Consider the following 26,861-nt stretch of genomic DNA (forward strand, 5'->3'; position numbering starts at 1 on the left):
GTCGATGTCCGAGGCGGGTCGGGCTCCGGCCGGCCGGTGAAGACGCACCGCCCCGCGGTGCAACGTAGCGAAGGAGATCAGGCCGCGCCCGAGGCCACCCGTCGCGCAATCCAGGCACCCACCTCGGCGGTCGTAGCGCCGCCTCCGATGTCCGGCGTGCGGACCCCGCGCGCCAGCGCTGCGTCGACCGCCCCCTCGAGTGCATCCGCCGCCGCTTCGGCCCCGTGATCGCGCAGGAGGAGCGCCGCGCTGAGCACGGCCGCCATCGGATTGGCCCGTCCGGTCCCGACGATGTCGGGTGCGCTGCCGTGCACGGGCTCGTACAGGCCGTGTACGCCCGGGTTCACGTTGGCCGAGGGCGCGAGCCCCGGTCCCCCGACGATCTCGGCCCCCAGATCCGACAGGATGTCCCCCAGGAGGTTCGAGGTGACGATGACGCCGAACCTCGCGGGCACCCGAATCATCTCCATCGCCAGCGCATCCACATAGCGCATCTCGGACGCCACGCCCGGGTACTCGGCGGCGATCTCCGAGAAGACGCGGCGCCAGAGGCCGAACATGTGCGGGACCGCGTTCGCCTTGTCGGCGAGCGTCACCCGGAGCCCCCGGGGGGCCGCGTGCTCGAACGCCCGGCGCACGATGCGGTCGACCGCGAAGCGGCTCGCGACCGACTCCGACACGGCGGTCTCCTCCGGCGTCCCCGCGTTCTCGATCCGGCCCACGCCCACGTAGAGACCCTCGGTGTTCTCGCGGAAGATCTCGAAATCGATCGGCGCGGAAGCCGCCGACTTCAGGGGCGACAGTTCCGGCGCGCGCAGCCGCAGGGGTCGTCGGTTGATGAACAGGTCCAGCCGCACCCGCAGGCCGAGCAGGAGGTCTCGTGCGTGCTCCCCGTCCGGCACGCGGGGATCGCCGACCGCGCCGAACAGGATCGCGTCGAAGTCGTCCCTCAGCGTCGCGAAGGTCGCCGGGGAAAGGGTCTCCCCCGTGGAGAGGTAGTGATCCGCCCCATGCGGGAATTCCGTCAACTCGAGATCGGCGAGGCCCGCGGAAGCCGCGGCGTTCAGCGCGCGACACGCCTCGCGGGTGACCTCCGGACCGATCCCGTCCCCGCCGATGACCGCGATTCTCAGCGCCGGGGGGCCGGCCGCTCTTGCCACGAGTTGCTAGCGTTCGATCTCGAGCGCGCCGACGCGGGCCGAATCCTCCAGAAAGGCGCGCGCCGTCTGCCACGACACGGGGAGGCCGGTCAGGGCCCGCAGCCGCATCGCTTCGTCCCGCATGAAGTCGGAGAGCGATGCGCCGGGCCGGTCCGATCCGTTGCGCATGGCCCGGACGATGCCGTCCCAGTCGCCCTCGTACACGATCCCGTTGGGCGCTCGCACACGGTGCACTTCCCCTTCCGCGGCCGCTTCCGCCACCGCGGGAGGGCGTCCGAACAGATCGAGCTGACCCGCGCCCGGCCAGGGCGACAGTCCGCTCGCGCCCGCCTCCAGCTCCGCCAGCAGGCGCTCCTCCGGCGTCGGGTCGGGCGTGAGTTTCTCCAGCGCCAGCAGGTAGGGACCCAGCTCCTCGGCGTCCGCGGGAAGGTCCCGGAGGCGGCGCTTGAGTTCGATGATCCGCCAGGCCACCGCCGGGTCCGAGACATCCGGCGCCGGGATCGTCTCGAGTTGCGCGAGGGCGGCACGGAAGTCGCCGCGCTCGTAGAGGACGTTGCCGTAGAGTGCGCGGGCTTCGCCGAACCCGGGATCGCGCCGGACGGCTTCGCGGCTCCAGTACAACGCCCCCTCCGAGTCCCCTTCCCGGTAGAAGGTGAACGCGAGATCGAGCGCCGCATCGGCGCTCTCGGGGTCCGCCGCGAGCGCGAGCCGGAAGAAACGTTCGGCCCGCCGCAGGAGGCCCTCGCGCAGCAGGCTTCGCCCCACGCAGAGCATGAGTTCGACGTCCTGGTCGTATCCGAGTGCGACCAGCGCCTCGAAGAGCAGAAAGGCGGACGCCCGTTCTCCCAGCTTGAGGAGGACATCGCCCTGCCCGGCCAACGCCTCCTCGTGCTCGGGGTCGAGCCGGAGGACTTCCTCGAACGCAGCCCGCGCCCACGCGTACTCCTCGCGCGCCAGCCTCGTATATCCGAGGGAAACGAGGAGTTCGATCGAGTCCGGATAGCGGGCGAGCGCCTCCTTGAGGAGGCCGAGGGCCTGGTCGAAGTCGCCTGCCTCGTACAGCCGTTGCGCTTCGGAGTCGAAGTGTTCGTAGTTCCAGGAATCGGGCTGGTTCAAGCGAAGAACCTCAAGCCTGGTACCTTCTTGACGTTGGTTCGGCGTTCCGGAGCGGAGCCTTTCATCGATGGGCCGTGCTGAATCTCGGACTCGCCTGGCCGCCCGGCAAGTTGCTTCCGCTCCGTCACGGTCCGAACGCCTCGCGCAGGTCACGGACCCCCTCCTCGTCGATGCCGTGCAGAGTGAGACGGGTGATCCGGCGGTCGGCCAGCTCCGCGACCTCCAGCTCGGCGCCTCCCAGCGGGACGCGGTCGCCCGGCTCCGGAATCCGCCCCAGCGCAGCGATCACGAAGCCCGCCACCGTGTCGTATTCCTCCGCGGCCTCGAGGTCGTCGATCCCGAGGCCGGAGAGGAGATCGGCGAAAGAGACGCCGCCCCCCACCGCAACGGCCCCATCGGCGCCCACCTCCAGCCCCTCCTCCGCCTCGTCGTGCTCATCGTAGATCTCCCCCACGATCTCCTCGAGCAGATCCTCGAGCGTCGCGATGCCGTCGGTGCCGCCGAACTCGTCGACCACGACGGCCATGTGCGTCTTGCGGGCCCGCATCTCCGCCAGCAGATCGTCGATCGGCTTCGACTCCGGCACGAACAGGGCTTCGCGCATCATGTCCCGCGCGCGGAGCCCCGATGGCCGTTCGGCGACCACGTCGGCGAGCAGATCCTTCAGCACGACGATGCCCACGATCTCATCGAGGGAATCTTCCGTTACGGGGAGCCGCGAGAAGCCCGATTCGGCCGCGACCTCGAGGATCGCCTTCGTCGGGTCGTCAGCGCTGACGGAGACGATGTCGAGCCTGGGCGTCATCACCTCTCGCACGACCGTGTGCGTGAGGTCGAACACGCCCTCGATCATCGCCTGCTCGTCCTTCTCCACCACGCCCTCGCGAAGGCTCTGCCGGACGAGCAACTCGATCTCTTCGGGGCTGTGGGCGTGCTCGAGGCCATGCGTGTCGCCGACCGGGACCCGGATCAACCGCAGGAAGAGCCTCGCTGATCCGTTGAGCAGCCAGATGGCGGGTGACATGACGCGGTTGAACGTGAGGAGCGGACCCGCGAGGTGGCGGCTCACACCTTCCGGACGGAGCAGGGCGACTGTCTTCGGCGCCAGCTCTCCGAGCACGATATGGAGGTAGGTGATGAGGATGAAGGCGACGACGATCGCGCTCGCGTGGACGGCGGCGGGGCTGGCGGCGAACCCCAGCGCGGCGAACACCGGTTCGAGCGAACGGGCGAGGGTGGGCTCTCCGATCCAGCCCAGGCCGAGAGAGGCGAGCGTGATCCCGAGTTGCGTGCCGGAGATCGCTCGGTCGAGATCGTCCTGCGCCCTCCGGACCACTCCGGCCCGTCGGTCGCCAGCGTCCGCAAGCTCGCCGATCCGGGTTCGGCGGGCGCTGACGAGGGCAAACTCCGCGGCTACGAAGAATGCGTTCGCCGCCACCAGCGCGAGGACCGCGCCGAGCCTCAGAACGAGTCCGAGGTCCATTCAGCGGCTCGTGTTGTTAGACCCCGGCCTCCTCCGCCTTCCGGACCGCACCGCCATGCGGAATCGCCGGGGCGCAGTACCTCTCGCCGATCTCGCGCAGGGTCGACAGTTCGATCGGCGTCAATTCGGGGTATCGTTCCCCCAGGTACTCGATCGTGTCGTCGAACCACTCCTGACGTTGCTCGTCCGCGGCGTCGAGCACGCCGCAGCGTCGGATGTGGCTGAAGAGTTCGTCGCGGGCCCGATCACTCGACTGCGGTACGTAGCTTCCTTTGCTCAAGGCACCTCCTGGCTGGTTGTCCGTCGCTAGGCCGGCTTCGGTATCAACCTAGGACGAACCAGCGCAGAAAGGGAGACCGCCGGATCCCCGGGCCATTTCAGCGGTCGACATCCTCCGCGCCGGAGGCGAAGTCGCGGAGGTACATGCTGACCGCTCCGCTTCGCATGCGGCTCTTGATCTGCACCACGAGCCGCCGGTCGTCATCGGAGATGAAGACCTCCGCCTCCCCTTCCTCCGCGAACAGGCCGCCGGTCTGAATGATCGGACGGACGACGATCGTCTCGAACGTGCCCGCGGGAACGCGGATCCGCTCGCGCCGGAGAACCTCGACGATGACCGGATTCCCGTCCTCCTCGAAGTGGCGGTTGAACTCGTAGGTCCGGCCGACCTCGAGGGGCAACGTCCGGATCAGGAAGAGGTAGGAGATCTCGTCCAGCGCTCCGGGCGGCATCGGAAGGTCGCGCTGTCGCCGGTGGGGACGGTAGGCTCCCGCCCCCTCGTCCCAGTCCTCTCGCGTCGCCGTCAGGTTCTCGTGATCCAGCTCCCAGCGACGATGACGGCGATAGCTGCCCTGCTTGAGGATTTCCTCGAAGCGGAGTGAACGGTACGGCGCGGTCGCGAGCCAGCTCACCGTGCGGTCGTCCATGCGGTAGAAGGGTACCCCGCCCTTGATTTCCATGGTGAGCCGGTAAGCGGGCGTACTGCGGATCGTATCCCGCGCCTCGACGCGCAGGTACATGCGGCCGAAGCTGACAGGTCCCAGCAGCATGCTGTATTCGGCCTCGTCTCCGATCTGGAACGGCACCACCTCGGGAAACGCGCCGTCGTCGACCATTCCCTCTCCCGCCTGACCCGAGAGCGCGGGCGTTCCGGCGGCCGAGGCGGCCAGGACCGCGAGCAGGATGGCGGCGCGACGGAAGAAGGGGCCCGACATGTCAGGCTGCCTCGCCGATCCGGCGGCCGAGTTCGCGCAGTGAACGGTCACGGCCGGCGGCGAACAGCTGGCGGAGTTCCTCTCGAGCCTGAAAACGGGGTGCGCGATAGCGGCGAACGGGGTGCGGGGCATGCGACATCTCCTCGAATCGGCGAACAAAGGGCCGGACTTGCAGCAGCAATTCGGCGTTGGCGGCCCAGCCCTCGAAGCGCAGCAGCTTCCCGTCCGCGGCGGCGACCGCGCGTTCGAGGGTGAACAATCGATACAGACGGAAGGTGGCGTAGGGGTCTGTCACTTCCGGGGCCGCCCGCAGGCTGCGCGCGAACAGACGCCCGCCGAAGCGCGTGAGCCGCCGCCCGTACGGCTCGTCGCCCGCGCGCGCGACGGTCACGAGATCGGCCCCGCCCTCGAGGTGACGCAGCATCCCCGGCAGACGCTCGGGAGGATCGGAGAAGTCGCCCTGCATCGAGACGAAGGCATCCCGCCGCGGGTACGCCGAACGCCGCAGCGTGGCGCGCACCAGCCGGTCGAGGCTCGCGGCGTAACCGCAGCGCGTCTCGTTCCGGAGCACGGTCAGGGGAACCACCCGCGGATACCGCTCCAGCGCCTCGAGGGTACCGTCGTCCGAGGCATCGTCGCAGACGAGTATGTGGAACTGCGGCCGCCCTTCGTAGAGCAATTCGCGGATCCGCCACAGGAGCGGCCCGATCGTGTCGCGCTCGTTGCGAACGGGTATGCCGATGTGGATCAAGTGTCCTCACCCCCGGGCGCTGCCCGCTTCCACCGTCTGTGGAACCAGAAGTATTGTTCCGGCCGCGCCTCGATCTGCCTCTCCAGGGCGCGGACCCAGCGTTTCGTGATCTCGGCCGCGCCCGTGCCGGTTCGGGACCGGCCGCGGTCGATCTCTTCATGGACGATCCTATACCCGGATCGGTCTCGCACCAACGCGGCGAAGAAGAGAGGGACATCGGCGGCGAGACACAAACGCGCGGGTCCGAGCGACGTCCAGGCGGTACGGCGGAGGAACTCGACGGGTGCGCTCCCGCGTCCCGCGTGCTGATCGGCAACAAGGGCCAGGGTACGGCCCGAGTGCAGCGCGCTGAGGGCGGGCCGGGCCGCGGCGTCCCGGTACAGCACCTCCAGACCCAGGCGCGAGCGCATGTCGTGGAGGCGTCGGCCGAAGGCGCCCCTCTGCTGCTGCACGATGGTCGTGACGCCGACCCCGGAAGCCCGGACCGCGGCGGCACCCAACTCCCAGTTGCCGAGGTGCCCGGAGACGATCACGGCGCCACCGCGCTCCGCCACCGCGGTGCGGAGCCGCGGGCCAAGCCCCGCCTCGTCAACGACGCGCGCGAGCATCCGCTCGATCCGCGGCGGGCCGCCCATGAGCAGCGCGACCTCCTGGCCGAAATGTCGGTAGCAGGCGCGGGCGGTGGCCCGGACCCAACGCGGCCCGGCACCCGGGAAGCTGGCCGCGAGCTGGGCCTCCACGACGCGCCGCCGCACGCGAAGGGGGGCGCGGGAGAGCGTTCCGAGCGCGCGGCCCGCCGCCAGGGCCAGCGGCTCCGGGGCCGCCCGCAGCCCGAGATGAAGCCCGGTCAGCGCGCCGTCCGCGAGCGCGCCACCCAGCCGCGCGCCGGCACTCCGCCGGCCCGGGTCCGCTACGCCGGTCGCGGCCGTCACGGCCGGGCCGCCATGGCCGGCCCCATCTGGTGGCCGAACAGGCGGCGATAGGGCCCATCGCGCGACACCAGCTCCTCGTGGTGCCCCGCGTCGACGAGCCGCCCGCGCTCGAGGACGAAGATGCGATCCGCCTCGCGCACCGTGGAGAGCCGGTGGGCGACGACGATGACCGTCCGGTCCCGGAGCAGGTCGGCCGCAGCCTCCCTGATCACGGACTCCGTCCCGGCGTCGACGGCCGACGTCGCCTCGTCGAGGATGAGGATCGGCGGATCGCGAAGCACCGCCCGGGCGATCCCGATCCTCTGCCGCTGCCCCGCCGACAGGCGCACGCCCCGGTCGCCGAGCACGGTGTCGTAGCCCCCCGGCAGGCGTTCGATGAACTCGTGCGCGTGCGCCGCCCGCGCCGCCGCCTCCACGTCCGCGAAGGCCGCCGCGTCCTCCCCGTAGGCGATGTTCGCCGCGACCGTGTCGTGAAACAGGAACGCCTCCTGGCCGACGAAACCGATGAGGCGGCGCAGCGCGTCGAGTGGGAACTCGCGGATGTCCGTCCCGTCCATCGTGACCCGTCCGCTCTGCGGATCCGCGAACCGTGGCAGGAGGTCGACGAGCGTGCTCTTCCCGCTACCGGACGGTCCGACGAGGGCGACGACCGACCCGCACGGGATGAAGAAGTCGACGTCCCGGAGGACGGCCCGTCCTGGCTCATACGCGAAACTCACGCCCTCGTAGCGGATCCCGGTCTCCGGCGCCGCCGCCCTCCGCGAGCCGCCGACGGGCTCGGGCTCCTGGTCGAAGATCTCGAGGAAGCGGTCCGCGGCGGCGAGTCCCTGCGCGGCGATGGCCGGATACTGCGCGAGACCCTTCACGGGCGAGACGGCGCGCAGCGCAATGGTCACGAAGGCGACGAACTGCTCGGGCGCCAGCGACCCGTCGCCCGCGACGAAGCCTGCTCCGATCCAGACGAGGCCCAGAGCCACGATCGAAGCGAGAACCTCCGACAGCGGCGAGGCCAGGTATCGGGTCGTAACCGCGGCGGTCCGCTTGCGGCTGAAGGCGTCGGACCGACGCTGGAAGCGACGCTCCTCGAAGCGTTCCGCGGCCCGCGACTTCACGAGCCTCACCGCGCCGAGCGACTCCTGCAGCGCGGCGACGAGTTCTCCCTGGTCATGCCAGGTGCGCCGGAACCTGTCGCGAAGCCGGCGGAGCAGCGGCCGCAGGCCGAGCATCACGAGCGGCACCAGGACGACGGCGAGCAACGCCAGCCGCCAGGAGAGCGCGAACAGCGCCAGCGCGTAGGCGGCGAGCGTCGCCAGTTGACGCACGGTCAGCGCGAGGGCGTCCGTCACGACGGGCTTCGCCTCCCCGGTGTCCGAGATCACCCGGGCGATCATCTGCCCGACCTTCCCCTGCTCGAAGAAGGCGAGCGGCAGACGCTGCAGGTGGGCGTGCACCGCGTTGCGCGCGTCCCGGGCCAGGAACTCCTGCGTGCGGATCGACAGGGCCCGCCCCCCGAAGCTGCACAGGTTCTTGAGGAGGAGCGCCGCCAGCACCACGACGCACACCGCGCGCAGGGTGTCGAGCCCCTCTCCCGCACCGAGCCACCCGCCCGCGACATTATCGATGAAGCGTTCCGCCGCGTTGCGTCCGCCGCCGGGAAGGAGCGGGCCCATGCTGAACAGCGAGCGAAGGAACGGGATGAGCAGGAGGAGACTGAACGCCTCCAGTCCCGCCGCGAGTACCCCAAGCGCCAGGCTGGCGACGAACATCCAGCGGTACGGCCGCAGAAACCCCAACAGGCGCCGGTACGACGATCCGCCCCCGCTCCCGGGCCGTGGCGTCAACGCGGCGTCAGCAGGGCCACGGGAAGCACCATCTCGTCGGGGCTCACCCCTCCGTGCAGGAAGCTGTCCCGGTAGCGGTTCTGGTATTCGCGCAGCCGGGTCGGATAGACGAAGAAATAGTCCTCGCGGCAGAGCGCGTAGGTCCGGTTCAATCCGCCGGGCGGCAGGCGCCACTCGTCCGCATCCGATGTCGTCATGACGGCGCCGGGGTTCTCCACTTTCATGTCGTGGCCGAACTTGTAGCGCAGGTTCGTCGACGCGTCGCGCCCCGCGTAGATCGTCGCCGACCGCCGGCAGTGGATCGAGCCGTGGTCCGTCGTGAGGAGGACGCGCACGCCCCGTTGCGCCGCCAGCTGCAGCGCCTTCAGGGCCGGCGAACGCTCGAACCAGGTGACCGTGAGCGAGCGCAGCGCACTCGTGTCCTGCGCCATCTCCCAGATGAGGCGCGACCGCGCGCGGCCGTGCGTGAGCATGTCCACGAAGCCGAACACGAGCGCCGTAGCCGACGGACTCGAGAGGTAGCCGCCCAGCCGCGTCAGGAGCGGGTCCCCCTCCTGCGCCGTGAAGATCTTCTCGTAGTGAACGGGGATTCGTGAGGCGGTCAACCGGTGAATCTGACGCTCGAACAACTCGTCCTCGAACGAGTTGTACCCGATCTCGTCTCCCCGCTCCCACCACGCGGGGCGGAACTCGGCCAGTTCATCCGGAAAGAGGCCACCGAAGAGGGCGTTGCGGGCGAACGGGGTCGCCGTCGGCAGGATCCCGGCGTAGAGCGCCTCCTCGATCTCGAAGTACTCGCTGATGATCGGGAGGATGGCTCGCCACTGGTCGAGTCGCATGCAATCCATGATCACGAGGAGGGCGGCGGGATCCTCGTCGAGGATGGGGCGGAAGAAGCGCGGCAGCACATCCACCGACAGCGTAGGACCGGTCTCGCCGCCTTCGTGCACCCAGTCCGCGTAGCGGTCGGCTACGAGATCGCAGAAGCCGCGGTTGAGATCGCTCATCAGACCCTTGAGGATCTCTCTCAGACCCGCCTCGCCCGCCTCCTCGAGCTTGAGTTCCCAGTCGACAAGCTCCGAGTACAGCTCGGCCCATTCCCGCCACGAGGCCGCGATCAAGATCTGTTCCTGGAGTTCGCCGAAGCGGCGGGAGAAGTCCCGCGTGATGTGTTCGTGGCGCAACGCGGGGCCCGCGAGGAGGCGGGTCACGACGGACAGCACCTGCCGGGGGCTCGTCGGCTTGACGATGTAGTCGTCCGCTCGCCGCCCGATCGCCTCGTGCATGGTCGATTCCTCCTCGCTCTTCGTGATCATGACCACGGGGAGGCGCGGCGCGGAGCTCCGGATGCGGTCGAGCACCTCGATGCCACGGAGCCCCGGCATGCGTTCGTCGAGCAAAACGAGGTCGTAGGAGGAACCGGTCAGCAGTTCGAGGGCGTCCTGGCCGTTCATCACCGCGTCGACGTGGTAGCCGGAGGACCGCAGCAGCATGAGGTGCGGCCGCAGGAAGTCGACCTCGTCGTCCACCCACAGAACCCGGCCCGCCACGGTCTTCGTCGCCTCCGTCATGCGCTGCCTCTCAAAGATACCGGCCCATGGCCCGTTCCAGCTTCCGTACCACCTCTTCCACGCGGATCTTCGCCATGCGGCCGGGACGGGTGCGCCGGGACGGCCGCCGCTCGCCGTCGCGGCTGTGGCGATCCACGATGAGATCGATAAAACGGTCGTACGGACCGCTCCGCTTCGGGTCCGTGTAACCATAAAGTCCGATCGTCGGCGTCCCCAGCGCCACCGCCATGTGCAGGGGACCCGTGTCCGGCGCGAGCACGATGTCGCTCGCCTGGAGGCGGCCCGCGAGTTGCCGCAGCGTCCCGCCCAGTTCCTCGCGCGGCGGAATGGAACAGAGTTCCCGGAGACGGTGTCCGTCCCGCAGTTCGGCTTCGGAGTCGCCGCCGACCAGGACCGGCTGCAGGCCGAAGTCACCGCCCGCCACGTCGATTACCCGGGCGATGCCCTCCAGGGTCCAGTTCCTCCGAGGGTTCGAACTCCGCGGGACGACGGCGAGCACCGGACGGGAGAACCTCTCCCGCCACCGCCTGTGCTCCCGGCGCTCCTCGTCCGTGAAGTGGAAGTCCCACTCGTAGCGCCGGGGCACCTCGAGGTGGTCGAGGAACTCGAAAAGTTCATCCTGAACGTGCGCCACCGGACTGGGCGGGATTCGGTGATTCGTCGCGAGCCAGCTGAGGTCGCGGGCGCGCCGGCGATCGTAGCCGAGCCGCGCCGGGGCCGGAAGGAGGCGCGTCACCAACCCGCCCTTGAAGTTCGGTTGCAGACAGATGACGAGGTCGAACGCTTCGGACGAGACCTCGCGGCGGAAGCGGAGGTAGGCGCGGGCGCCCAGTCCGCGGTGAAACGGGAGGAAGCGGTCGACATCCGGGTGCCCGGCCATGAGCGCCGCGGGGCCGGGTTGCACGACCCAGGTGATGTGCGCCCGCGGCCAGGCTCTCCGCAGCGAGGCGATGACCGGCAACCCCTGAACCGCGCTCCCCACCGCACTCATGAGCACGATGGCCACGCGGCGCGGCGCGCCGGAGTCGAGGGGCAGCGTCAAGCGGCGCCACCCTGCGAACGAAAGCGGATGGACCTCCGGGCCGCCTTTTCGGTACACGACTCTGTGCGTCCGGGCTGACAACGGCCGCGAAACACCGTAATCTCGGGGCGATGCGAACTCTTACCCGCTACATCCTGCGCCTTCACTTCGCACCGTTCCTGTTCGCCGCCAGCGGCCTCACGGTTCTGCTCCTCCTCGACCAGGTGAGCAAGCGGTTCGAAAGGCTCATAGGCAAGGGTCTCCACTGGTCGGTGATCGTCGAGGTCTTCGTCTATTCGATCCCCTTCATCATCGCCCAGACGCTGCCCATGGCCGTGCTCATCGCCGTGCTCTACGTCTTCAGCCGACTGGAGGGCGATTTCGAGGTGACGGCCATCAAGGCCAGCGGCATCCCGCTCACACGCGTGATGGCGCCGCTCCTCCTCTGTGCGGTCATTCTGGCAGGTGCGATGACGTGGTTCAACAACGCCATCCTGCCACAGTCGAACCACCACCTTCAGGTGCTCCTCACCGGCATCGGCCGCAAGAAGCCGACGTTCAACCTGCGCGAACAGACGATCAACGAGGTCGTCCCTTCCCGGCTCTACGTGCATCCGGGCACCATCGATCAGGAGCGGAGCGAGATCGAGGATGTCCGAATCTACGACGAACGGGACGGACAGCAGAGCTACACCATCTACGCGGCCCGCGGGAAGATGGCCTTCGAGGAAGGGGGCGAGGACCTCTACTTCGACCTCGAGGACGGCGTCATGCAGGTCCGGCCCAACCAGCGGCCGTACGCCTTTCGGCGCGTCGCCTTCGAGCACATGACGCTGAGAGTCCCCGACGTGGGGAACGCCCTCGAGCGCGACACCATGGGGGCCGTGCGCGGAGACCGCGAGATGAACATCGCCGAAATGCGCGAGGAGGCGCATCGGGGCTTCCTGATGGCGGACGCGGCGCGGGCGGAGAGCGAGACCTACGCCCGCGCGATCACGCGCCAGCTCCTCGATTTCCGGCAACCGATGGAGGACGGATCGCTTACGGGGACGGCGACGGGAGCCACGGCCGGACCGGAGGTCGAAGCCCCATGGGATCAGGGATCGAGCCTGGAACCCGCAATGGAGGAGGGGGCGGCCGCGGTGGACGAGATCGGATCGGGGCCGGGAGGAGATTCCGTCTCCGGGGCTGCCGCGACTGGAGAAGATGCCCCACCCGATTCCGCGGGGCTCGCCGCGGAGAGTGCGGCGCGCCGTTTCTACACCGCCTTCGATGCCGCGAATCAGTTCGAGCAGTACGCCGACCGCGAACTCACCGGCCTCCGGAGGGTCAACCAGTTCTGGGTCGAGATTCACAAGAAAGGGACGATCCCGGCCGCGTGCATCGTGTTCGTGCTCATCGGCGCCACGATCGCGGTCCGCTTCCCGCGAGGGGGCGTCGCCCTCGTCGTGGGCGTCAGCCTCGTCTGCTTCGGGACGTATTACGTCTTCCTCATCGTCGGCGAGGACCTCTCCGACCGCCTGTGGATGTCGCCGCTGTGGGCGATGTGGGCGCCGAACATCGTGTTCGGGATCTTCGGCCTGGGAGCGCTGTGGCGCTCCACGCGGGTCACGCGCTGACCCGATGAGACTGCTCGACCGCTACGTGGCGCTGCAGTTCCTGCGGATCTTCCTGGTCTGCGTGCTCGGTGTGCCCCTGATCTTCATGCTCATCGATCTCGCGGACAACATCAACGTCTTCGTCGATCAGGATGTGGCCCGCCTTCAGGTGGCGCTGCATTACATCTTTCAGTTCCCCTACCAGTCGCTCCTCGGGTTTCCGATCGCCGCCCTCCTCGGCTCCGTGTTCACCGTGGCGGCCATGACGCGGCATTCCGAGGTCACGGCGATGAAGGCGGGAGGGGTGTCGTTCTACCGGCTCAGCGTCCCGATTCTGATCTCCGCCACCCTGCTCAGCTTCGTCGCGCTCGGTCTGACCGAGGTGGTCGCGGTGACGAACCGGAAGTCCATCGAGGCCCTCGAGCCCGAGGAGGCGCGGAGCGAGACGATCCGGCAGTTCTTCGTCTACCGCGGAGGCGACGGGTTCGTGTACAAGGCGCGCCAGCTCGATACCCGGGCGGGACAGATGGAGGACGTACAGATCGAGCGGTTGGGTACCGGCCCCGACTTCCCCACCATGCATGTGACCGCGAACACCGCGCAGTACGACTCGATCTCGTCGCGCTGGCTGCTCCAGGACGGATGGGCCCGGCGTTTCTACGGGCCGGACAGGGAGCGAGCCTACGAGTTCCGCGAGATGTTGATCCCGCACCTGGATGAATCTCCCGAGGAACTGCAGGCCCGGCCCAAGGAGCCGGATGAGATGCGCTACGCGGAACTCGGCCGCCTCATCGAGGCGACAGAGAGATCGGGCGGCAACACGAACCAGCTGCGGACACAGCGCGCGTTCCGGGTCGCGTTCCCCTTCGCCTGCGTGGTGATCGTCATCTTCGGGATGCCGCTGGCGCAGAGCAACCGGCGCGGTGGCGCACCGACCTCGATCGGGATCGCGCTCGGCACCACCATTCTCCTCCTGATTTTCGCGCGCATCACGGAGGCGATGGGCGCCGGCGGCGCTCTCTCGCCGGCCATGGCGGCCTGGATGCCGAACACCGTCTTCCTGGCGGCCGCGCTTCTCCTCTTCGCGAGGCTCCGCACCTGATCCTGAGCCAGGCTCAGGCCGTCGTTCCCCTCCCGACGCGTTCGATGTCGGCGCGGACCATGAGGCGGATCAACTCCTCGAACGACATGCGCGGGCGCCAGCCCAGCTGTCGGCGCGCCTTCGACGGATCGGCGCAGAGCCGTTCGACCTCGGCCGGCCGGAGGAGCGCGGGGTCCTGCTCCACGTGGTCGCGCCAGTCGCGCCCGATCTCATCGAAGGCGATCTCGATCACCCGCTGGACGGAGTGCGTCACGCCGGTCCCGATCACGTAGTCCTCCGGCGTCTCCGCCTGCAGCATGCGCCACATCGCCTCGACGTAGTCGCCCGCGAACCCCCAGTCCCGCTCCGCCGCCAGATTCCCGATCGGGAGCCGGTCGGCGAGCCCGTGGTGGATGCGCGCCGCCTCCCAGCTCACCTTTCGCGTGACGAACTCCCGCCCCCGCCGGGGACTCTCGTGGTTGAAGAGGATTCCGCTCGCCGCGAACAGGTCGTAACTCTCCCGGTAGTTCACCGTGATGAAGTGTCCGTACACCTTAGCGACGCCGTACGGGCTGCGGGGATAGAACGGCGTGTCCTCGGTCTGCGGCGTCTCGCGCACCTTCCCGAACATCTCCGAGGACGAGGCCTGGTAGAAGCGGATCGTGTCATCGACCGCCCGGATCCCCTCCAGCATGCGCGCGACGCCCAGCGCCGTGAACTCTCCCGTGAGCAGCGGCTGCTCCCAGGAGGTGGGGACGAACGACTGTGCGGCGAGGTTGTACACTTCGCGGGGGCCGACCCGTTCGAACACGCGGATGAGCGACAGCTGGTCGAGCAGGTCCGCCTGGTGCAGCGTGACCCGATCCTTGAGGTGCGAGATCCGGTCGAACTTCTCCACGGAGGAGCGACGGACGACGCCGTGCACCTCGTACCCCTTCTCGAGTAGCGCCTCCGCGAGATAGGAGCCGTCCTGTCCCGTGATTCCCGTGATGAGTGCGATCATGCCGCGAATATGCGCGGCCGCCCCGCCCCGGCCAAATCGAGACTCTCGTCGGGACTTGACCGAATACAACCCGAAGCAGACATTCCCGCCCCCGCTGGCAATCAGGTCTCGGAGGGAGAGGAGGCTTCGCGATTCCCCGCGCCACGCCGGTCCCGGAATGGGTGCCCGATCTCCCGGCGAGCCCCGGCGTGTACGTGTTCGTGGACGCGTACGGCCACCCGCTGTACGTGGGCAAGAGCGTCAACCTGCGGCGACGCGTGCGCGGATATTTCTACTCCGGCGGCCCCTCGAACGAGCGGCTCGCCGAGATGCTGCGGATCGCCCGGGGCGTCGAAGCGCATCCCACGGGGAGCGACCTCGAGGCGCGCCTGGTGGAGGCGGAACGGATCCTCGGCCAGCGCCCGCCCTACAACAAGGCCCTCAAGCGCCGCGGCGCCGGCTGGTACCTCGAACTGCACTGGAACGAGCCCTTCCCCCGGTTGCGGGTGGTCCGTCGCCCGCGCCGCGCCGGGGCCCGGTACGTCGGCCCCTTCTGGAGCCGGCAGTTGCCCGAACGCATTCGCCGTCTCGTCGAGAAGGTCTTCCGGCTGCGGAACTGCGCCGAACCGGTCCGCCCCGACCTGGGCCGGAGCCCCTGCATGCAGTTCGACATGGGACTCTGCAGCGCCCCGTGCGCGCGCCGCGTGGGACTCAACGCGTACCGCCGGCAGGCGGGTGCGGCGGGCCGCCTGCTGGTGGACCGCGAGTTCGCGTGGAACCTCATGGACCGCTTCACCGCCGCACGCGACGCCGCCTCGGAGAGGCTGGAGTTCGAGCGGGCCGCCGAAGCCCAGTTGCGGCTCGACTGGCTGGAGGAACTCGAGAACCTTCGGTTCGCACTGGAACCGGAGGTGGAGCCGCACTCGTGGTTGATCGTGCTCCCCGGGGTCGACGACACGCACCGGACGCTCCAGCCGGTGGCGCGCGGCCAGGTGCTCCGGCGGCGGCGCGTGACGTGGGTCGACGGCGTGTGGCAGGAGGCCGTCGAGGACGCGTGCTACGCGGTGCGCGTGGCCGAGTTGCGGGCGCCGGTCGTGCTTTCGCCGCGAGAATCCGTGCCCAGCGCGATGGTCGGCCGCTGGCTGGAGGAGGGGGGCGCGGACGGACACGCGATCGACCTCACCCGCCTCGACGCCGACGACGCGATCGCCCGCCTGCGCAGACTCGCGTCGTGAGGGACCGCCACGGAACCCCGCCACCGGTATCCGGGTCTTGATCTCCATGCTCTCCTACGAAGACATCGTCGCCGCGCGCGAACGTATCCGTTCCGGCGTCGTGGAGACCGAGTGTCCGCCGTCCTTCGCCCTCGCGGCGCGGGCCAGCGGCCGGTTCCACCTCAAGGCCGAGTTCCGGCAGCGGACCGGTTCGTTCAAGGCCCGCGGCTCGCTCAACAAGCTCCTGCGCCTCGACCCTGCGGCGCAGGAGGCCGGGGTCGTGGCGGCCAGCGCCGGGAATCACGCCCAGGCGCTCGCCTACCACGCCGCCCGGCTGGGGATCTCCTGCACGATCGTGATGCCCGACCACGCGCCCCTGGTCAAGGTTGCGAACACGCGCGGCTACGACGCCCGGGTCATCCAGACGGGCGAGACCGTGTCCGATGGGATGGCGCTCGTCGACCGCCTGGCCTCCGAGGGAGGGTTGACGCCGGTTCACCCCTTCGACGACCTCGACGTGATGGCCGGCCAGGGCACGATCGGGTTGGAGATCCTCGAGCAGGTGCCTGACCTCACGACGGTCATCGTCCCGATCGGGGGCGGGGGCATGATCTCCGGCATCGCGACCGCCGTGAAGGCGCGCCGGCCCGGCGTGCGGGTGATCGGCGCGGAGGCCGCCGCGTCACCCGGGGCCCGTGAGTCGCTGGCGGCGGGAGAACCCGTTCACCTCGAGCGCTCCGACACGCTCGCCGACGGGATCGCGGTCAAGAGGATCGGCGACCTCACCTTCCCTCACATCCAGGCGCTCGTCGATGACGTCGTCCTCATCGACGAGGAGCAGATCACCCGCGCGATCTTTTTCCTGCTCGAATCGGAGAAGGTGGTGGTCGAGGGCGGAGGGGCAGTGTCCGTGGCGGCGGTGCTCGAGGGGAAGGTCGACCTCCGTCCGTCCGACGTCACCGTCTGTATCCTGTCGGGCGGCAACATCGACATGAACCTGGTGTCCCAGGTCATCGACCGTGCGCTCTGGGCCGATGGCCGCCTCGCCCGCCTCACGGTCGTGGTCCGCGACCGACCCGGCTACCTGAACGAGGTGACGGCCCTCGTCGCGATCGAGGGCGCGAACGTCCTCCACATCGAACACACGCGCGCCTTCGGGGACATCTCGGTGGGCAAGGTAGGGATCGAACTCACGATCGAGACGCGCGGCCCCGAGCACGTCGCGACGATTGTGGCCCGGCTCCGCGAACTCGGCCACCGGGTGGACGAGCTGTCCTGACGCCGGCCGGGCGCTCCCCAAGGGTCAGGCGGTCTTCGGGTCCTCCCGCCGACGAACGAATCCCTCGAACAGCCCTTCCATGCGGGCCAGACGCTCCTTGACATCGCCGATTTCCAATCCCATGCGCTCCCGGAGATCACCGACCTCCCTCGTCAGCGACGTCAAATCCCGCCGGATCGCGTATTGCCCCGGCAGAATTACGGCGGCCAGCGCAATCGTCGCCGCAATGACCGTCCAACTCTCAGCCGTCATCTCGCCCGTCACCTCCTCGAGCCGCACCCGTGTGCCCTCAACCTAACCCGTCGTAGAGTTACCCGCCCCCATGAACGGCGCGTCATCGTCCACGAGCGGAGCCAGATCGACCCACGCCTTGAGGACGGTGTCAATCACATCTTGCGCGTATTTCTCGAGAGTTGACCGGCGGGGGCGGCCAGCGCATCGTCTGATCGCGACATGATTCGGCCGGAGGGGCTTACGGAAGCCGGTGCAAGTCCGGCGCGGCCCCGCCACTGTGAGAGGTCCGGGAAGTTCCCGGAACGCCAACTCGAATTGCCACTGGGATCTGCGAGGTCCCGGGAAGGCGAGTCAGGGCGGCCTCGAGCCAGGAGACGTGCCCATCCGGCGCCCACAACACACCTCCGCGGGGAGGTGAGGGGTCGTTTTCCGGGCACCGACGCCGGCATCTCCCTCCTCTTTTCCGCGGGAAGGGAGAGCCGAAATGCGACACGCTTCAGCTTCACGCCCTTTTCCCGTGAATCCGGCGCGCGGGCGCCACTCTCGCGGACTCGCCCACGCCATCCGCCGGTCGGCCATCGGCGTCGCTGTAGCCGCGGCGGCTTGCGCCGTTTCGGGGGTCTCGCCGCTTTGCGCGCAGGAGCCGGTCAGCCTCGAAGGGCTCGTCGTCACCGCCTACCGCTGGGCCGAACCCGAGTGGACGGTGGCCGCCAACACGACCGTCATCGAAGGGGAGGAACTCGAACGCGCCGGGATCGAGTACGTGGCCGACGCCCTCCGCTTCGCCTCGGGACTGATGGTCGCCCGCAACGGATCGTTCGGCGCCATCACCTCCCTGTTCCTGCGCGGCGGCGAGTCGGACTATGTCCAAGTGCTCGTGGACGGCGTGCGCGTGAACCAGCCCGGAGGGTCGTTCGACTTCTCCTCCCTGACCACCGACAACGTGGAGCGGATCGAGATCGTCAGGGGGCCCGCTTCCGCGCTTTACGGCTCCGACGCGGTGAGCGGCGTGATTCAGGTCTTCACGCGGCGCGGCGAGGGCCGACCCCGCGGGAGCCTTTCCTTCCAGGGCGGGAGCTTCGGGACGAGCCGGTGGCAGGGCGACCTCTCCGGCGGCACCGGCGGGCTCTCCTACGCGTTCTCCCTGGGTGGGAACACCACGGACGGGATCCTCGCCTTCAACAACGAGTACCGGCAGACGACGGCCTCGGGACGCGTCCAGGGCTATCTGGACGCCGATACCGACGCGACGCTCGCCATGCGCTACAACGACTCTCGTTTCCATTATCCCACGGACGGCACGGGCGCGGTGGTGGACCGCAACGCGTACTCGTTCGGCGACGCGCTCACCGTCAACATCGACGCGGGGCGCCGCTGGACGGATGCGCTCGAGACGCGGCTCTTCGTCAACGTGTGGGAAGCGGACAGCGGCACGGACGACCAGCCGGACAGCCCGGCGGACAGCCTCGGCTTCTTCGGCTTCAAGAGCCTGACCGACACGCGGCGGGTGACGGCCGGGGGCGGCGTCGTGTGGCGCACCTCGGCGGGGACCGTGCTGACCGCGGGCTACGAGGAGGAGCGGCAGGCGGTGCGCGGCTTCAACCAGTCCTTCTCCCAGTTCGGGGAGAGTTCCGGGAGTTCCGGGAACGACTGGTGGAACCGCGCCTTCCACGCGCAACTTTCGTGGGTGCGTGACGCTCTGGCGCTGAACGCCGGGCTCCGGGCCGAGGACGACGAGCGGTTCGGGGCCGCGGCCACATGGCGGACGGGGGCGGCCTGGCACTCCGCCTCGTCGGGGACGCGCCTGCGGGTCTCGGCCGGGACCGGGATCAAGGAGCCGACCTTCCTCGAGACCTTCGCCACGGGCTTCACGACCGGTAACCCCGACCTCACGCCGGAGCGCTCCACCAGCTTCGAGGGCGGCGTCGACCAGGAATTCGGCGGCGGGGCGACGCTGTCGCTGACCGGGTTCCGCCAGAGCTACCGGGACCTGATCCAGTACACGGGCTCACCGCCCGCCCAGGGAGACCCGAACTTCTTCAACGTGGCGAATGCCCGTAGCCAGGGGCTGGAGGCCGAGGCGAGCGTCGAGGCCAGCCGGCTGCGGCTCACGGGCAGCTACACGTACCTGGACACGCAGGTACAGGACGCGGGCTTCGACGAGGGGCCGGGGGCGACGTTCGTCGCGGGGGCGGCGCTACTCCGACGGCCGAAGCATACGATCGCCGCGACGGCGTTCTACCGGGTCTCCTCGCGGGTGAGCGTGGACCTGGGCCTGCGGCGCGTGGGGGAGCGGGAGGACCGCGACTTCTCGACCTTCCCCGCGGACCCCGTGACCCTCTCCGCGTACACGGTGCTCGACCTTTCGGCCAGTTTCGACATCGCCGGGGGCGGTGGACGTCCGGGGCTCACGCTGACGGTACGCGCCGAGAACCTGCTCGATTCCGCGTACGAGGAGGTGTGGGGGTTCGCGGCGCCCGGCCGCGGGCTCTACGTGGGCGGCCGCGTCGTCCTTGGCGGGTAGCCGCTACGGTCGGGGCGAGTCGGGGGCGGTCTCGGTCTCCACCTCCGCGAGGGCCTTCTCCAGTTCGCGGCGGGCGACGCGCGTGACGAGGATGACCACGGCGGCCGTCGCGAGCAGCCCCGCCACGAGCAGGGCCGTCTGCCCCCAGCTCGCGGCGCCGCCGGAAGCCTCCGCCACTTCCGCCCCGGCCGCCCCGATGTAGACGTAGAGGAGCGTCCCGGGGAGCATGCCGACCAGAGAAGCCGCGACGTACTGGTAGAACGTCGCGCCGGTGAGGCCGTAGAAGTAGTTCTGCGCGCTGAACGGAAACACCGGGGAGAGGCGGGTCAGGAAGACGATCCGCCAGCCCTGTGTTTCCACCGCGCGATCGATCGCCCGTAGCGCGGGGCGGCCGGCGAGCAGCTTCTCCACGCGATCTCGAAGCACGTAGCGGGCGATCAGGAAGGAGAGCGCGGCGGCGACGTTCGCAGCCACGAACACGGTGAGCGCGCCCAACCCCAGTCCGAATGTGAGGCCCGCCGCGATGGTGAGCGCGGAGCCCGGAACGAAGAGCAGGGCCAACAGCGCATACACGAGTCCGTAGAAGAAGGGACCCAGCCACCCCAGTGCCGCGGCGGTCTCCCGAAGCCAGGTGACGAGCCGCGCCAGGAAACCCAGCTCCTCCGAATCCGCCTGCGGGACGAGCGAAGCCACGACGAGGTCAGGTGCGACGGACCCCCGCCCCCCGTCGGTCGAGAGCGCGTCTACCGTGTTCAGCGACCAGTCGTAGTCGGCGAAGTCGAACGCGATCCCGGGATCTTCCTCGACCGCCGCCCGCACCTCGTCGGCGGCGTAGCGGGCGATGAAGGCGGGGATGGACTCCGCCCTCGGCGCCCAGCCGGACGCCGTGAAATCGGACCCGTACCAGTCGAAGTACCGCGACAGCCGCAGCCGGCCGCCCTCGAGCGACACGTTGGCGGGGTCGGTGAGAAACGCCCGGGAGCGTTCCTCGAGCTGAGCTTCGAGATCGGCTCCGCTGAGGGCCCAGCGCGGGAGCGGCGCGCAGGAGAGCGAAGCGCAGTTCACCGCGAAGTGGATCCGGGGGTCGCGGAAGAACGGGCGGAGGACGTTGTGTTCGATGTTGTCGAGTGTCAGAGACTGACCGCCCACCGTCCACTCGAGGTCCGTCCACACCCCGTCGATCTCCCGGATCGACGCGACCCCCGGGTGATCGAGGATGGCCACCACAGTGAGCGCGTTGTAGGCGTTGATGAGGAAGGCCATGAGTTCGGCGCGCTCGAGGGCGCCGAGGTCGGCCTCCGCCACCCGAGCCAGATAGGCATCGAGTTCGGCGCGCCGCGCGGACATGGCCGCGTAGTCGACGAGCCCGCCGCTCGTGCCATCGCGCAGGAGACCGTCCCAGGCGGAGTGGTCGAAGCTCCCCGCCCCGCTGTCCAGCGCCCGTTCGACGGCCTCCGCCACGGCGCCCGTCGCGCGCTGGGCCGATGGCGCCGTGCACGTCGCCGCCGCCAGCGCCGCGGCGCCCAGCAGGGCCGCGGCCACGGGGCCGAAAGTTCGCGTCATCTTGCGCCCGAAAGCCATCAGCGGCTCTCCAGTCGGTTGTGGGCCGCGAGGATCCGCCGCACCTCGTCGTGCGGCAGCCCCGGGACCATGTTCCCGTCGCGGCCCACCATCGTGCGGGCCGCGACCATCGCGTTCGTGATCGCCTCCTCCGTGGCCTGGGCCGTCGCGAGGAGGAGCGGCGATATGGCGTCGTTCGACATCATCTCTACCGTCGAGTTCCCACCCCGGTTCCATGCCCCGCTGTTGGCCGTCGAGAAGGCGATGAAGATGTCGCCGGAGCTGTTGGACCCGTACCCGCCCATGCGCCCGATCCCGATCGGGGGGCGCCGCGCCAGGCGCTTGAGCTGGTGCGGCAGCAGCGGTGCGTCGGTAGCGACGACGACGATGATCGAGCCGAGGCCGTCGAATTCGGACCCGCCCGCCGATCCTCCGGCGCCACCCGCCGGGGTCCAATCGAGGAGTTCCTGCCCCACCGGCACGCCGGCGATCAGCAGTTCGGGACGGCGACCGTAGTTGCACTGCACGAGGACGCCGACCGTGTAGTCGTCCACGAGCCGGGAGGAGGTCCCGATCCCGCCCTTGAACGAGTTGCACACCATCCCGGTCCCGCCCCCCACCGAGCCTTCGCTGACGGGGCCGGACGACGCGCTCTCGATCGCGGCGAAGACATGCTCCTTCCTCACGTGGAAGCCGTTGATGTCGTTGAGACGCCCATCCCACGTCTCGGCCACCACGGGGAGGCTCCACCAGATGCCGGGCGCGATGGGGTGGTTCGCCTCCGCGTCCCGCGACCACTCAATGGTCGCGGCGTGCACGTTTCCCACGCTGTGCGTGTTCGTGATCATGACCGGACCTTCGAGGAAGCCCGATTCCTCGACCCAGGTCGTCCCCGTCATCTCCCCGTTTCCGTTCAGCGAGTACCAGCCGGCGAAGACCGGCTCGTATCCCCCGGTGCGAGGGATCACGGCCGTGACTCCGGTGCGCACCGGGCCCTCGCCGACGACGAGTTCGCCTTCGCCTTCGATGATCGTCGTGTGCCCGACCCGGACGCCGGCTACATCCGTGATCGCATTCAGGCTGCCGGGGTCGCCGGGAAAGGGGATCCCGAGATCCCGGGCCCTCGGCGCCTCCTGGGCGACGAGCGGACTCCCGGCAAGGCTCGCGGCAACGAGCAGGAGTAACGAGAAACGCATGGGCATCTCCGCGTGAGGGAACTGCGCTATCTGAACGTGCCCTGAAGCCCGAGGGTGAATATGGCGTCCGGCCGCAGACCGAAGCCCTGGATCGGGAGAAGGGCGCTCGCGACCAGGACCATGTCGTTGCGGACCTGATACCTGATCCCCATGGCGAGGTCCAGGAGGTAGCGACCCGGCTCCGGGATGGACGACGCCTCGACGGTGAGGGGTGCGGCGCCCACGAAGGTGACGGGACCGGGCAGCGGGGGGTCCGGATCGGCCAGTTCCAATTGCGTGATCATCTCCGCGGCCACGGTGACCTCGTCCGTCACCCTGACGTCGAAGCCGACCGAACCGAGCACCGCGTCGCGGTCGAAGTTCCCCTCGCGCGCACTCTGCTCCCGCAGGAGATATCCCCCGTTCACGTGGGAAGAAAAGTCGCCCCACCTCCGGGTGATGACCGCCAGCGCGCGCCCGCGGCCTTCGCCCGTGCCGAGCAGGTCTTCTTCCTGCCCGGTCGGGAAGGTGTAGTCGGCCAGCAGGGCGATCCCGAGTTCGGGCGGCGCGACGCCCACCTCGGTCCCCCCGGAGAGGTTCACCTTGACCCGGGCCGTGATGTCGCCGACACCCATCGCCGAACCCCTCACCGACTTGCGCGCCTGGAGGACCGGGACCGCCTCGCTTCCACCGAACCGGTGCGAGGAGGACGGGTCGAACGGAAGGATCCGGGCATCGGCCGTGCCCTCCAGCCTCGCCCGCACGACCGGAATGACGAAGCCGACATCCATGAACGGCGTCAGCCCGGCGCTCACGACGCCGGTCGCGACGACGTAGTCCACGGCAAGGTTCGTGCGCACCTGGAGTACGTCCCGCTCGAACGCGGGCACCCCGAGCCCCGGATTCCGGCCCAGAGCGGGGCTGGTGTCATGGTGGAAGAAGTTGAGGAGGAGGGCGTCGGTCGGCGCCCCCCCGAAGTTCGTGGTCTGAAAGGCGGTCGCCTCGAGACCCATGAAGAAGCGGCCCATCCCGAGCGTCTCGGCCCGCTCGGCGAAGACCGGCCCCAGCGAGGCGCTGCGTTCACCGTCGGACCAGATGCGCCCCGCCGCCATGGGAGTCCGTGGAAGGCCGCGGACGATCCCGGCGATCCCGTCCCCGAGGAAGAGGAGCAGCGCGTCGTTGCGCGGCACGAGGTTGCGCCGGAAGTGGACGGCGTGCGTGGCACCCGTCTCTCCGGCCGACATGGCCGCCGGGTCCATGCAGAGGGAGACGCCGCACTCGCCGAACACGAACAGGTCCGACAGGAGTTCGGTCAACGTCTGCGCCGCGACCGGCCGGGCCGCGATCAACGTCAGCGCCAGGACCGCCAGCGCTCGCGCAGCGGCTCGTCTGTGCATCTCGCCTCCCCTGAAGTTCCCATGGAGTTCCCATGGTGGACCGGCTGAAGGTTCGCCGCCTCGTCGGGCGCGGCAAGGCGAGGCGCGCAACGATCCGTCGGGCGTCGCGATTGCCGTCCCGGGGGATTGACCGCCGGTGGCCCTCGCGCCCATCGTCGCGCATGTCCTCAGCCCATCGCACCATCGGAACGCCCCGCGGCGCGGCGACGTTGACCCGACAGAGCAGCGGCGCGCACGATGTGATCATCGTGGGCTCCGGCGCCGGGGGCGGCATGGCCGCCTACGTACTCGCGTGTCACGGCGTCCGCGTACTGCTCCTCGAAGCGGGACGGGACTACGATCCCGTGTCGGAGACCCCGATGTTCCAGACCCCCGCGGACGCGCCGCTGCGGGCCGCGGGGACCGCCGACAAACCGTTCGGCTTCTATGACGCGACGGTCGACGGCGGCTGGCGCGTGCCCGGAGAGCCGTACACCAGCGCCGAGGGCGTGAACTTCATGTGGTGGCGGTCGCGCATGCTGGGAGGGCGGACGAACCACTGGGGCCGGATCTCCCTCCGCATGGGCCCCTACGACTTCAAGCCCTACAGCCGGGACGGGCTCGGGTTCGACTGGCCGATGACGTACGAGGACCTCTCGCCGTGGTACGACCGCACCGAGGCGCTGGTCGGCGTCTACGGCTCCAACGAGGGACTCGAGAATACGCCCGACTCCTCCGACGGGATCCTCCAGCCCGCGCCCGCGCCGCGCGCCTACGAACTGCTCACGAAGAAGACCTGCGACGGCCTCGGGATCCCCGTCATCCCCGCGCACCTCGCGATCCTCACGCAGCAGCAGGACGCGGACCGGCTGTCGAGCATGCTGTGGCCGAACAACGCGACCGCTCGCCGGGTGACGCGCGACTCCATGCGAAGCCGGGCGGCCTGCTACTGGGCGACCCCGTGCGGGCGCGGCTGCTCGATCAAGGCCAACTTCCAGTCGACGACGGTGTGCCTGCCGCCGGCGCAGGCGACCGGCAACCTCACGACGATCACCGACGCGATGGTGCGCGAGGTGACGATCGATGAGCGAGGCCGGGCCACGGGCGTCCACTACATCGACAAGAAGCTGCGCGCCGACCGGCACGTCTCGGCACCCGTGGTTGTACTCGCCGCCAGCGCCTGCGAGTCGGCGCGGATTCTCCTCAACTCCCGCACCTCCCTCTTCCCCGATGGCCTCGCCAACGGGAGCGGGCTCGTCGGCAAGTACGTGATGGACACGGTGGGCGCGGGCGTCTCCGGGCAGATCCCGGCGCTCGAGAACCTGCCTCGCCACGCCGAGGAAGGCGCCTCGGCCATGCACATGTACATGCCGTGGTGGCTCTACGGCGAGCAGGACGCCGGACGCCTCGATTTTGCCCGCGGCTACCACATCGAGTTCGGCGGAGGGCAGAGGATGCCGGGTTACGGCGCCTTCAGCGGCATCGAGCCGCTCACGGAGGGCGCCTATGGTCAGCGCTTCAAGGAGGAGTGCCGTCGCTACTACGGGTCGTTCATGAACTTCGACGGCCGCGGGGAGATGATCCCCAACGAGGACAGCTACTGCGAGATCGATCCCGATGTCGTCGATCAGTGGGGCATCCCCGTCCTCCGGTTCCACTGGAAGTGGTCGGACCACGAACTCGGCCAGGCCCTGCACATGCAGCGGACCTTCGCCGGGATCATCGAGGAGATGGGCGGGCGAGTGCTGTCGACCGTGCAGACCGACGGGGCCCGCGCCATCGCGGCGCCCGGACAGATCATTCACGAGGTGGGCGGGGTCCGCATGGGAGACCGGCCGGAGAATTCCGTGCTGAACCAGTACTGCCAGGCGTGGGAGGTTCCCAACCTGTTCGTGATGGACGGCGGGCCGTTCGTCTCCAACGCGGACAAGAACCCGACGCTCTCGATCATGGCGGTCGCGTGGAGGTCCTCGGAGTACCTCGTGGACCAACTCCGGCGGGGAAGCCTCTGATGGCCGGACACGTGGACGAGCGAGACCGGGACGCGACCGGGGGGCTGACCCGCCGCCGGGCGCTTCAGGTGCTGGCCGCGGGGGCGGCGGGGGCGGCCGCGCTCCCCGCCGCGGCGTGTGTGGACGGGCGCGAGGCCGGAACGCCCGGCGCGGAGGACGCCGCCGCGCTGCCCGGCGCCACGAGCGGGGGCAACCCCCGGGCGGCTGGCACGCCCACGGACCCGGATCTCGTCTCGCCCGTGGTGTGGTGGGATCTCGCCCTGACGGAGGACGAACTCGCGACGCTCGCCGCCCTCTGCGACGTCACTATCCCCGAGGACGAACATTCGCCGGGCGCGGCCGCGCTCGGAGCCCACGCCTTCATCGACGAATGGGTGAGCGCGCCGTACGACGGGAACCGAAACGATCTGACGCTCGTGCGGGGCGGCCTGGTGTGGCTGGACATCGAGTCGTCCGAGCGCTTCGGCGGGCGCTTCACCGACCTCGCGCTCGCGCAGAAGCACGCGATCTGCGACGACATCTGCTGGGTGGAGAACGCGGCCCCGGAATACCGGGTCGCGGCCCGTTTCTTCGATCGCGTTCGCGACCTCACGTCGACCGCGTTCTGGACCACGGCGGAGGGGATGGCCGACCTCGGCTTCGTGGGCAACCGCCCCATGCCCCGCTTCGACGGCCCGCCCCCTGAGGTCCTCGAACGCCTGGGTCTGGCCTAGCCATCGTCGGCGCGAGACCATTCA

Annotated in this window: 22 protein-coding genes and 1 riboswitch; of the genes, 7 read left to right on the forward strand and 15 right to left on the reverse strand. The window is 69.6% G+C overall.

Going from position 1 to position 26,861, the window contains the following annotated elements:
• Positions 1 to 77: 77 nt before the first annotated feature.
• From ACOOHF_RS02195 to ACOOHF_RS02240, 10 genes are all read right to left on the reverse strand, one after another.
• The gene (locus tag ACOOHF_RS02195; protein ID WP_419936359.1) at positions 78 to 1,160 is read right to left on the reverse strand and encodes an isocitrate/isopropylmalate dehydrogenase family protein; all 1,083 of its coding nucleotides are present in this window, start codon (positions 1,158 to 1,160) and stop codon (positions 78 to 80) included.
• Positions 1,161 to 1,166: 6 nt separating this feature from the next.
• On the reverse strand, positions 1,167 to 2,276 hold the full coding sequence (locus tag ACOOHF_RS02200; protein WP_419936358.1) for a tetratricopeptide repeat protein: 1,110 nt from the start codon (positions 2,274 to 2,276) through the stop codon (positions 1,167 to 1,169).
• Positions 2,277 to 2,400: 124 nt separating this feature from the next.
• Positions 2,401 to 3,759 (reverse strand): hemolysin family protein, encoded by a 1,359-nt coding sequence (locus ACOOHF_RS02205; RefSeq protein WP_420463196.1) that lies wholly within the window; start codon positions 3,757 to 3,759, stop codon positions 2,401 to 2,403.
• 16 nt (positions 3,760 to 3,775) lie between these two features.
• Entirely contained in the window at positions 3,776 to 4,039 is a 264-nt protein-coding gene (locus tag ACOOHF_RS02210) for a hypothetical protein (protein ID WP_419936356.1), read from the reverse strand.
• 97 nt (positions 4,040 to 4,136) lie between these two features.
• Positions 4,137 to 4,973: a DUF3108 domain-containing protein gene (locus ACOOHF_RS02215; protein WP_420463197.1), complete on the reverse strand. Its 837-nt coding sequence runs from the start codon at positions 4,971 to 4,973 to the stop codon at positions 4,137 to 4,139.
• Between the two features lies 1 nt (position 4,974).
• Positions 4,975 to 5,724: a glycosyltransferase family 2 protein gene (locus ACOOHF_RS02220; protein ID WP_420463198.1), complete on the reverse strand. Its 750-nt coding sequence runs from the start codon at positions 5,722 to 5,724 to the stop codon at positions 4,975 to 4,977.
• On the reverse strand, positions 5,721 to 6,656 hold the full coding sequence (locus ACOOHF_RS02225) for a lysophospholipid acyltransferase family protein (RefSeq protein WP_419936353.1): 936 nt from the start codon (positions 6,654 to 6,656) through the stop codon (positions 5,721 to 5,723). Before ACOOHF_RS02225 ends, ACOOHF_RS02220 begins: the two co-directional genes overlap by 4 nt.
• On the reverse strand, positions 6,653 to 8,497 hold the full coding sequence (locus ACOOHF_RS02230; RefSeq protein ID WP_420463199.1) for an ABC transporter ATP-binding protein: 1,845 nt from the start codon (positions 8,495 to 8,497) through the stop codon (positions 6,653 to 6,655). The genes ACOOHF_RS02225 and ACOOHF_RS02230 overlap by 4 nt, the downstream gene beginning before the upstream one ends.
• On the reverse strand, positions 8,494 to 10,068 hold the full coding sequence (locus tag ACOOHF_RS02235; RefSeq protein ID WP_419936351.1) for a response regulator: 1,575 nt from the start codon (positions 10,066 to 10,068) through the stop codon (positions 8,494 to 8,496). The genes ACOOHF_RS02230 and ACOOHF_RS02235 overlap by 4 nt, the downstream gene beginning before the upstream one ends.
• Positions 10,069 to 10,078: 10 nt before the next feature.
• Positions 10,079 to 11,110: a glycosyltransferase family 9 protein gene (locus ACOOHF_RS02240; RefSeq protein ID WP_420463200.1), complete on the reverse strand. Its 1,032-nt coding sequence runs from the start codon at positions 11,108 to 11,110 to the stop codon at positions 10,079 to 10,081.
• A gap of 110 nt (positions 11,111 to 11,220) precedes the next feature.
• On the opposite strand from ACOOHF_RS02240, the gene ACOOHF_RS02245 reads away from it, so the two are divergent.
• Both ACOOHF_RS02245 and ACOOHF_RS02250 read left to right on the forward strand, forming a co-directional pair.
• Positions 11,221 to 12,708 carry an LptF/LptG family permease gene (locus ACOOHF_RS02245; protein WP_419936349.1) on the forward strand — a complete coding sequence of 496 codons (1,488 nt, stop codon included), beginning with the start codon at positions 11,221 to 11,223 and terminating at the stop codon, positions 12,706 to 12,708.
• A 4-nt stretch (positions 12,709 to 12,712) separates the two neighbouring features.
• Positions 12,713 to 13,789: an LptF/LptG family permease gene (locus ACOOHF_RS02250; protein WP_420463201.1), complete on the forward strand. Its 1,077-nt coding sequence runs from the start codon at positions 12,713 to 12,715 to the stop codon at positions 13,787 to 13,789.
• A gap of 13 nt (positions 13,790 to 13,802) precedes the next feature.
• On the opposite strand, the gene gmd is transcribed toward ACOOHF_RS02250, so the two are convergent.
• Positions 13,803 to 14,771, reverse strand: a complete 969-nt coding sequence (gene gmd, locus ACOOHF_RS02255) for a GDP-mannose 4,6-dehydratase (RefSeq protein ID WP_419936347.1) — start codon at positions 14,769 to 14,771, stop codon at positions 13,803 to 13,805.
• A gap of 161 nt (positions 14,772 to 14,932) precedes the next feature.
• Between gmd and ACOOHF_RS02260 the strand changes: the two genes are divergently transcribed.
• The gene (locus tag ACOOHF_RS02260; RefSeq protein ID WP_420463202.1) at positions 14,933 to 15,985 is read left to right on the forward strand and encodes a hypothetical protein; all 1,053 of its coding nucleotides are present in this window, start codon (positions 14,933 to 14,935) and stop codon (positions 15,983 to 15,985) included.
• A gap of 46 nt (positions 15,986 to 16,031) precedes the next feature.
• Entirely contained in the window at positions 16,032 to 17,243 is a 1,212-nt protein-coding gene (gene ilvA / locus ACOOHF_RS02265; protein ID WP_420463203.1) for a threonine ammonia-lyase, read from the forward strand.
• Between the two features lie 24 nt (positions 17,244 to 17,267).
• Here ilvA and ACOOHF_RS02270 read toward each other — a convergent pair whose 3' ends face one another.
• Entirely contained in the window at positions 17,268 to 17,507 is a 240-nt protein-coding gene (locus ACOOHF_RS02270; protein ID WP_420463204.1) for a hypothetical protein, read from the reverse strand.
• 209 nt (positions 17,508 to 17,716) lie between these two features.
• A riboswitch (cobalamin riboswitch) is annotated at positions 17,717 to 17,855 on the forward strand.
• Between the two features lie 106 nt (positions 17,856 to 17,961).
• Here ACOOHF_RS02270 and ACOOHF_RS02275 point away from each other — a divergent pair.
• Positions 17,962 to 20,001: a TonB-dependent receptor plug domain-containing protein gene (locus ACOOHF_RS02275; RefSeq protein ID WP_420463205.1), complete on the forward strand. Its 2,040-nt coding sequence runs from the start codon at positions 17,962 to 17,964 to the stop codon at positions 19,999 to 20,001.
• 3 nt (positions 20,002 to 20,004) lie between these two features.
• Here the strand turns inward: ACOOHF_RS02275 and ACOOHF_RS02280 are convergent, their stop codons facing one another.
• The 3 genes from ACOOHF_RS02280 to ACOOHF_RS02290 are packed head-to-tail and all read right to left on the reverse strand — an operon-like array spanning position 20,005 to position 24,133.
• Positions 20,005 to 21,582 carry a VTT domain-containing protein gene (locus tag ACOOHF_RS02280; RefSeq protein WP_420463206.1) on the reverse strand — a complete coding sequence of 526 codons (1,578 nt, stop codon included), beginning with the start codon at positions 21,580 to 21,582 and terminating at the stop codon, positions 20,005 to 20,007.
• Positions 21,582 to 22,757, reverse strand: a complete 1,176-nt coding sequence (locus ACOOHF_RS02285; protein ID WP_420463207.1) for a P1 family peptidase — start codon at positions 22,755 to 22,757, stop codon at positions 21,582 to 21,584. The genes ACOOHF_RS02280 and ACOOHF_RS02285 overlap by 1 nt, the downstream gene beginning before the upstream one ends.
• Before the next feature lie 26 nt (positions 22,758 to 22,783).
• Entirely contained in the window at positions 22,784 to 24,133 is a 1,350-nt protein-coding gene (locus tag ACOOHF_RS02290; protein WP_420463208.1) for a hypothetical protein, read from the reverse strand.
• Positions 24,134 to 24,405: 272 nt separating this feature from the next.
• Between ACOOHF_RS02290 and ACOOHF_RS02295 the strand changes: the two genes are divergently transcribed.
• Positions 24,406 to 26,124, forward strand: coding sequence for a GMC oxidoreductase (locus ACOOHF_RS02295; protein WP_420464321.1), 1,719 nt, complete (start codon positions 24,406 to 24,408; stop codon positions 26,122 to 26,124).
• Positions 26,124 to 26,837 (forward strand): gluconate 2-dehydrogenase subunit 3 family protein, encoded by a 714-nt coding sequence (locus ACOOHF_RS02300; RefSeq protein ID WP_420463209.1) that lies wholly within the window; start codon positions 26,124 to 26,126, stop codon positions 26,835 to 26,837. Before ACOOHF_RS02295 ends, ACOOHF_RS02300 begins: the two co-directional genes overlap by 1 nt.
• The last annotated feature ends 24 nt before the right edge of the window (positions 26,838 to 26,861 follow it).

The organism is Candidatus Palauibacter sp. (assembly GCF_965216145.1).
Lineage (GTDB): Bacteria > Gemmatimonadota > Gemmatimonadetes > Palauibacterales > Palauibacteraceae > Palauibacter.

What these genes read in the sequence shown, in the direction of transcription:
- ACOOHF_RS02205 (WP_420463196.1), bottom strand. Translation starts at nt 3,759, where the DNA reads ATGGACCTCGGACTCGTTCTGAGGCTCGGCGCGGTCCTCGCGCTGGTG.
- ACOOHF_RS02215 (WP_420463197.1), bottom strand. Translation starts at nt 4,973, where the DNA reads ATGTCGGGCCCCTTCTTCCGTCGCGCCGCCATCCTGCTCGCGGTCCTG.
- ACOOHF_RS02235 (WP_419936351.1), bottom strand. Translation starts at nt 10,068, where the DNA reads ATGACGGAGGCGACGAAGACCGTGGCGGGCCGGGTTCTGTGGGTGGAC.
- ACOOHF_RS02245 (WP_419936349.1), top strand. Translation starts at nt 11,221, where the DNA reads ATGCGAACTCTTACCCGCTACATCCTGCGCCTTCACTTCGCACCGTTC.
- ACOOHF_RS02250 (WP_420463201.1), top strand. Translation starts at nt 12,713, where the DNA reads ATGAGACTGCTCGACCGCTACGTGGCGCTGCAGTTCCTGCGGATCTTC.
- gmd (WP_419936347.1), bottom strand. Translation starts at nt 14,771, where the DNA reads ATGATCGCACTCATCACGGGAATCACGGGACAGGACGGCTCCTATCTC.
- ilvA (WP_420463203.1), top strand. Translation starts at nt 16,032, where the DNA reads ATGCTCTCCTACGAAGACATCGTCGCCGCGCGCGAACGTATCCGTTCC.
- ACOOHF_RS02275 (WP_420463205.1), top strand. Translation starts at nt 17,962, where the DNA reads ATGCGACACGCTTCAGCTTCACGCCCTTTTCCCGTGAATCCGGCGCGC.
- ACOOHF_RS02280 (WP_420463206.1), bottom strand. Translation starts at nt 21,582, where the DNA reads ATGGCTTTCGGGCGCAAGATGACGCGAACTTTCGGCCCCGTGGCCGCG.
- ACOOHF_RS02285 (WP_420463207.1), bottom strand. Translation starts at nt 22,757, where the DNA reads ATGCGTTTCTCGTTACTCCTGCTCGTTGCCGCGAGCCTTGCCGGGAGT.
- ACOOHF_RS02290 (WP_420463208.1), bottom strand. Translation starts at nt 24,133, where the DNA reads ATGCACAGACGAGCCGCTGCGCGAGCGCTGGCGGTCCTGGCGCTGACG.
- ACOOHF_RS02295 (WP_420464321.1), top strand. Translation starts at nt 24,406, where the DNA reads ATGGCCGCCTACGTACTCGCGTGTCACGGCGTCCGCGTACTGCTCCTC.
- ACOOHF_RS02300 (WP_420463209.1), top strand. Translation starts at nt 26,124, where the DNA reads ATGGCCGGACACGTGGACGAGCGAGACCGGGACGCGACCGGGGGGCTG.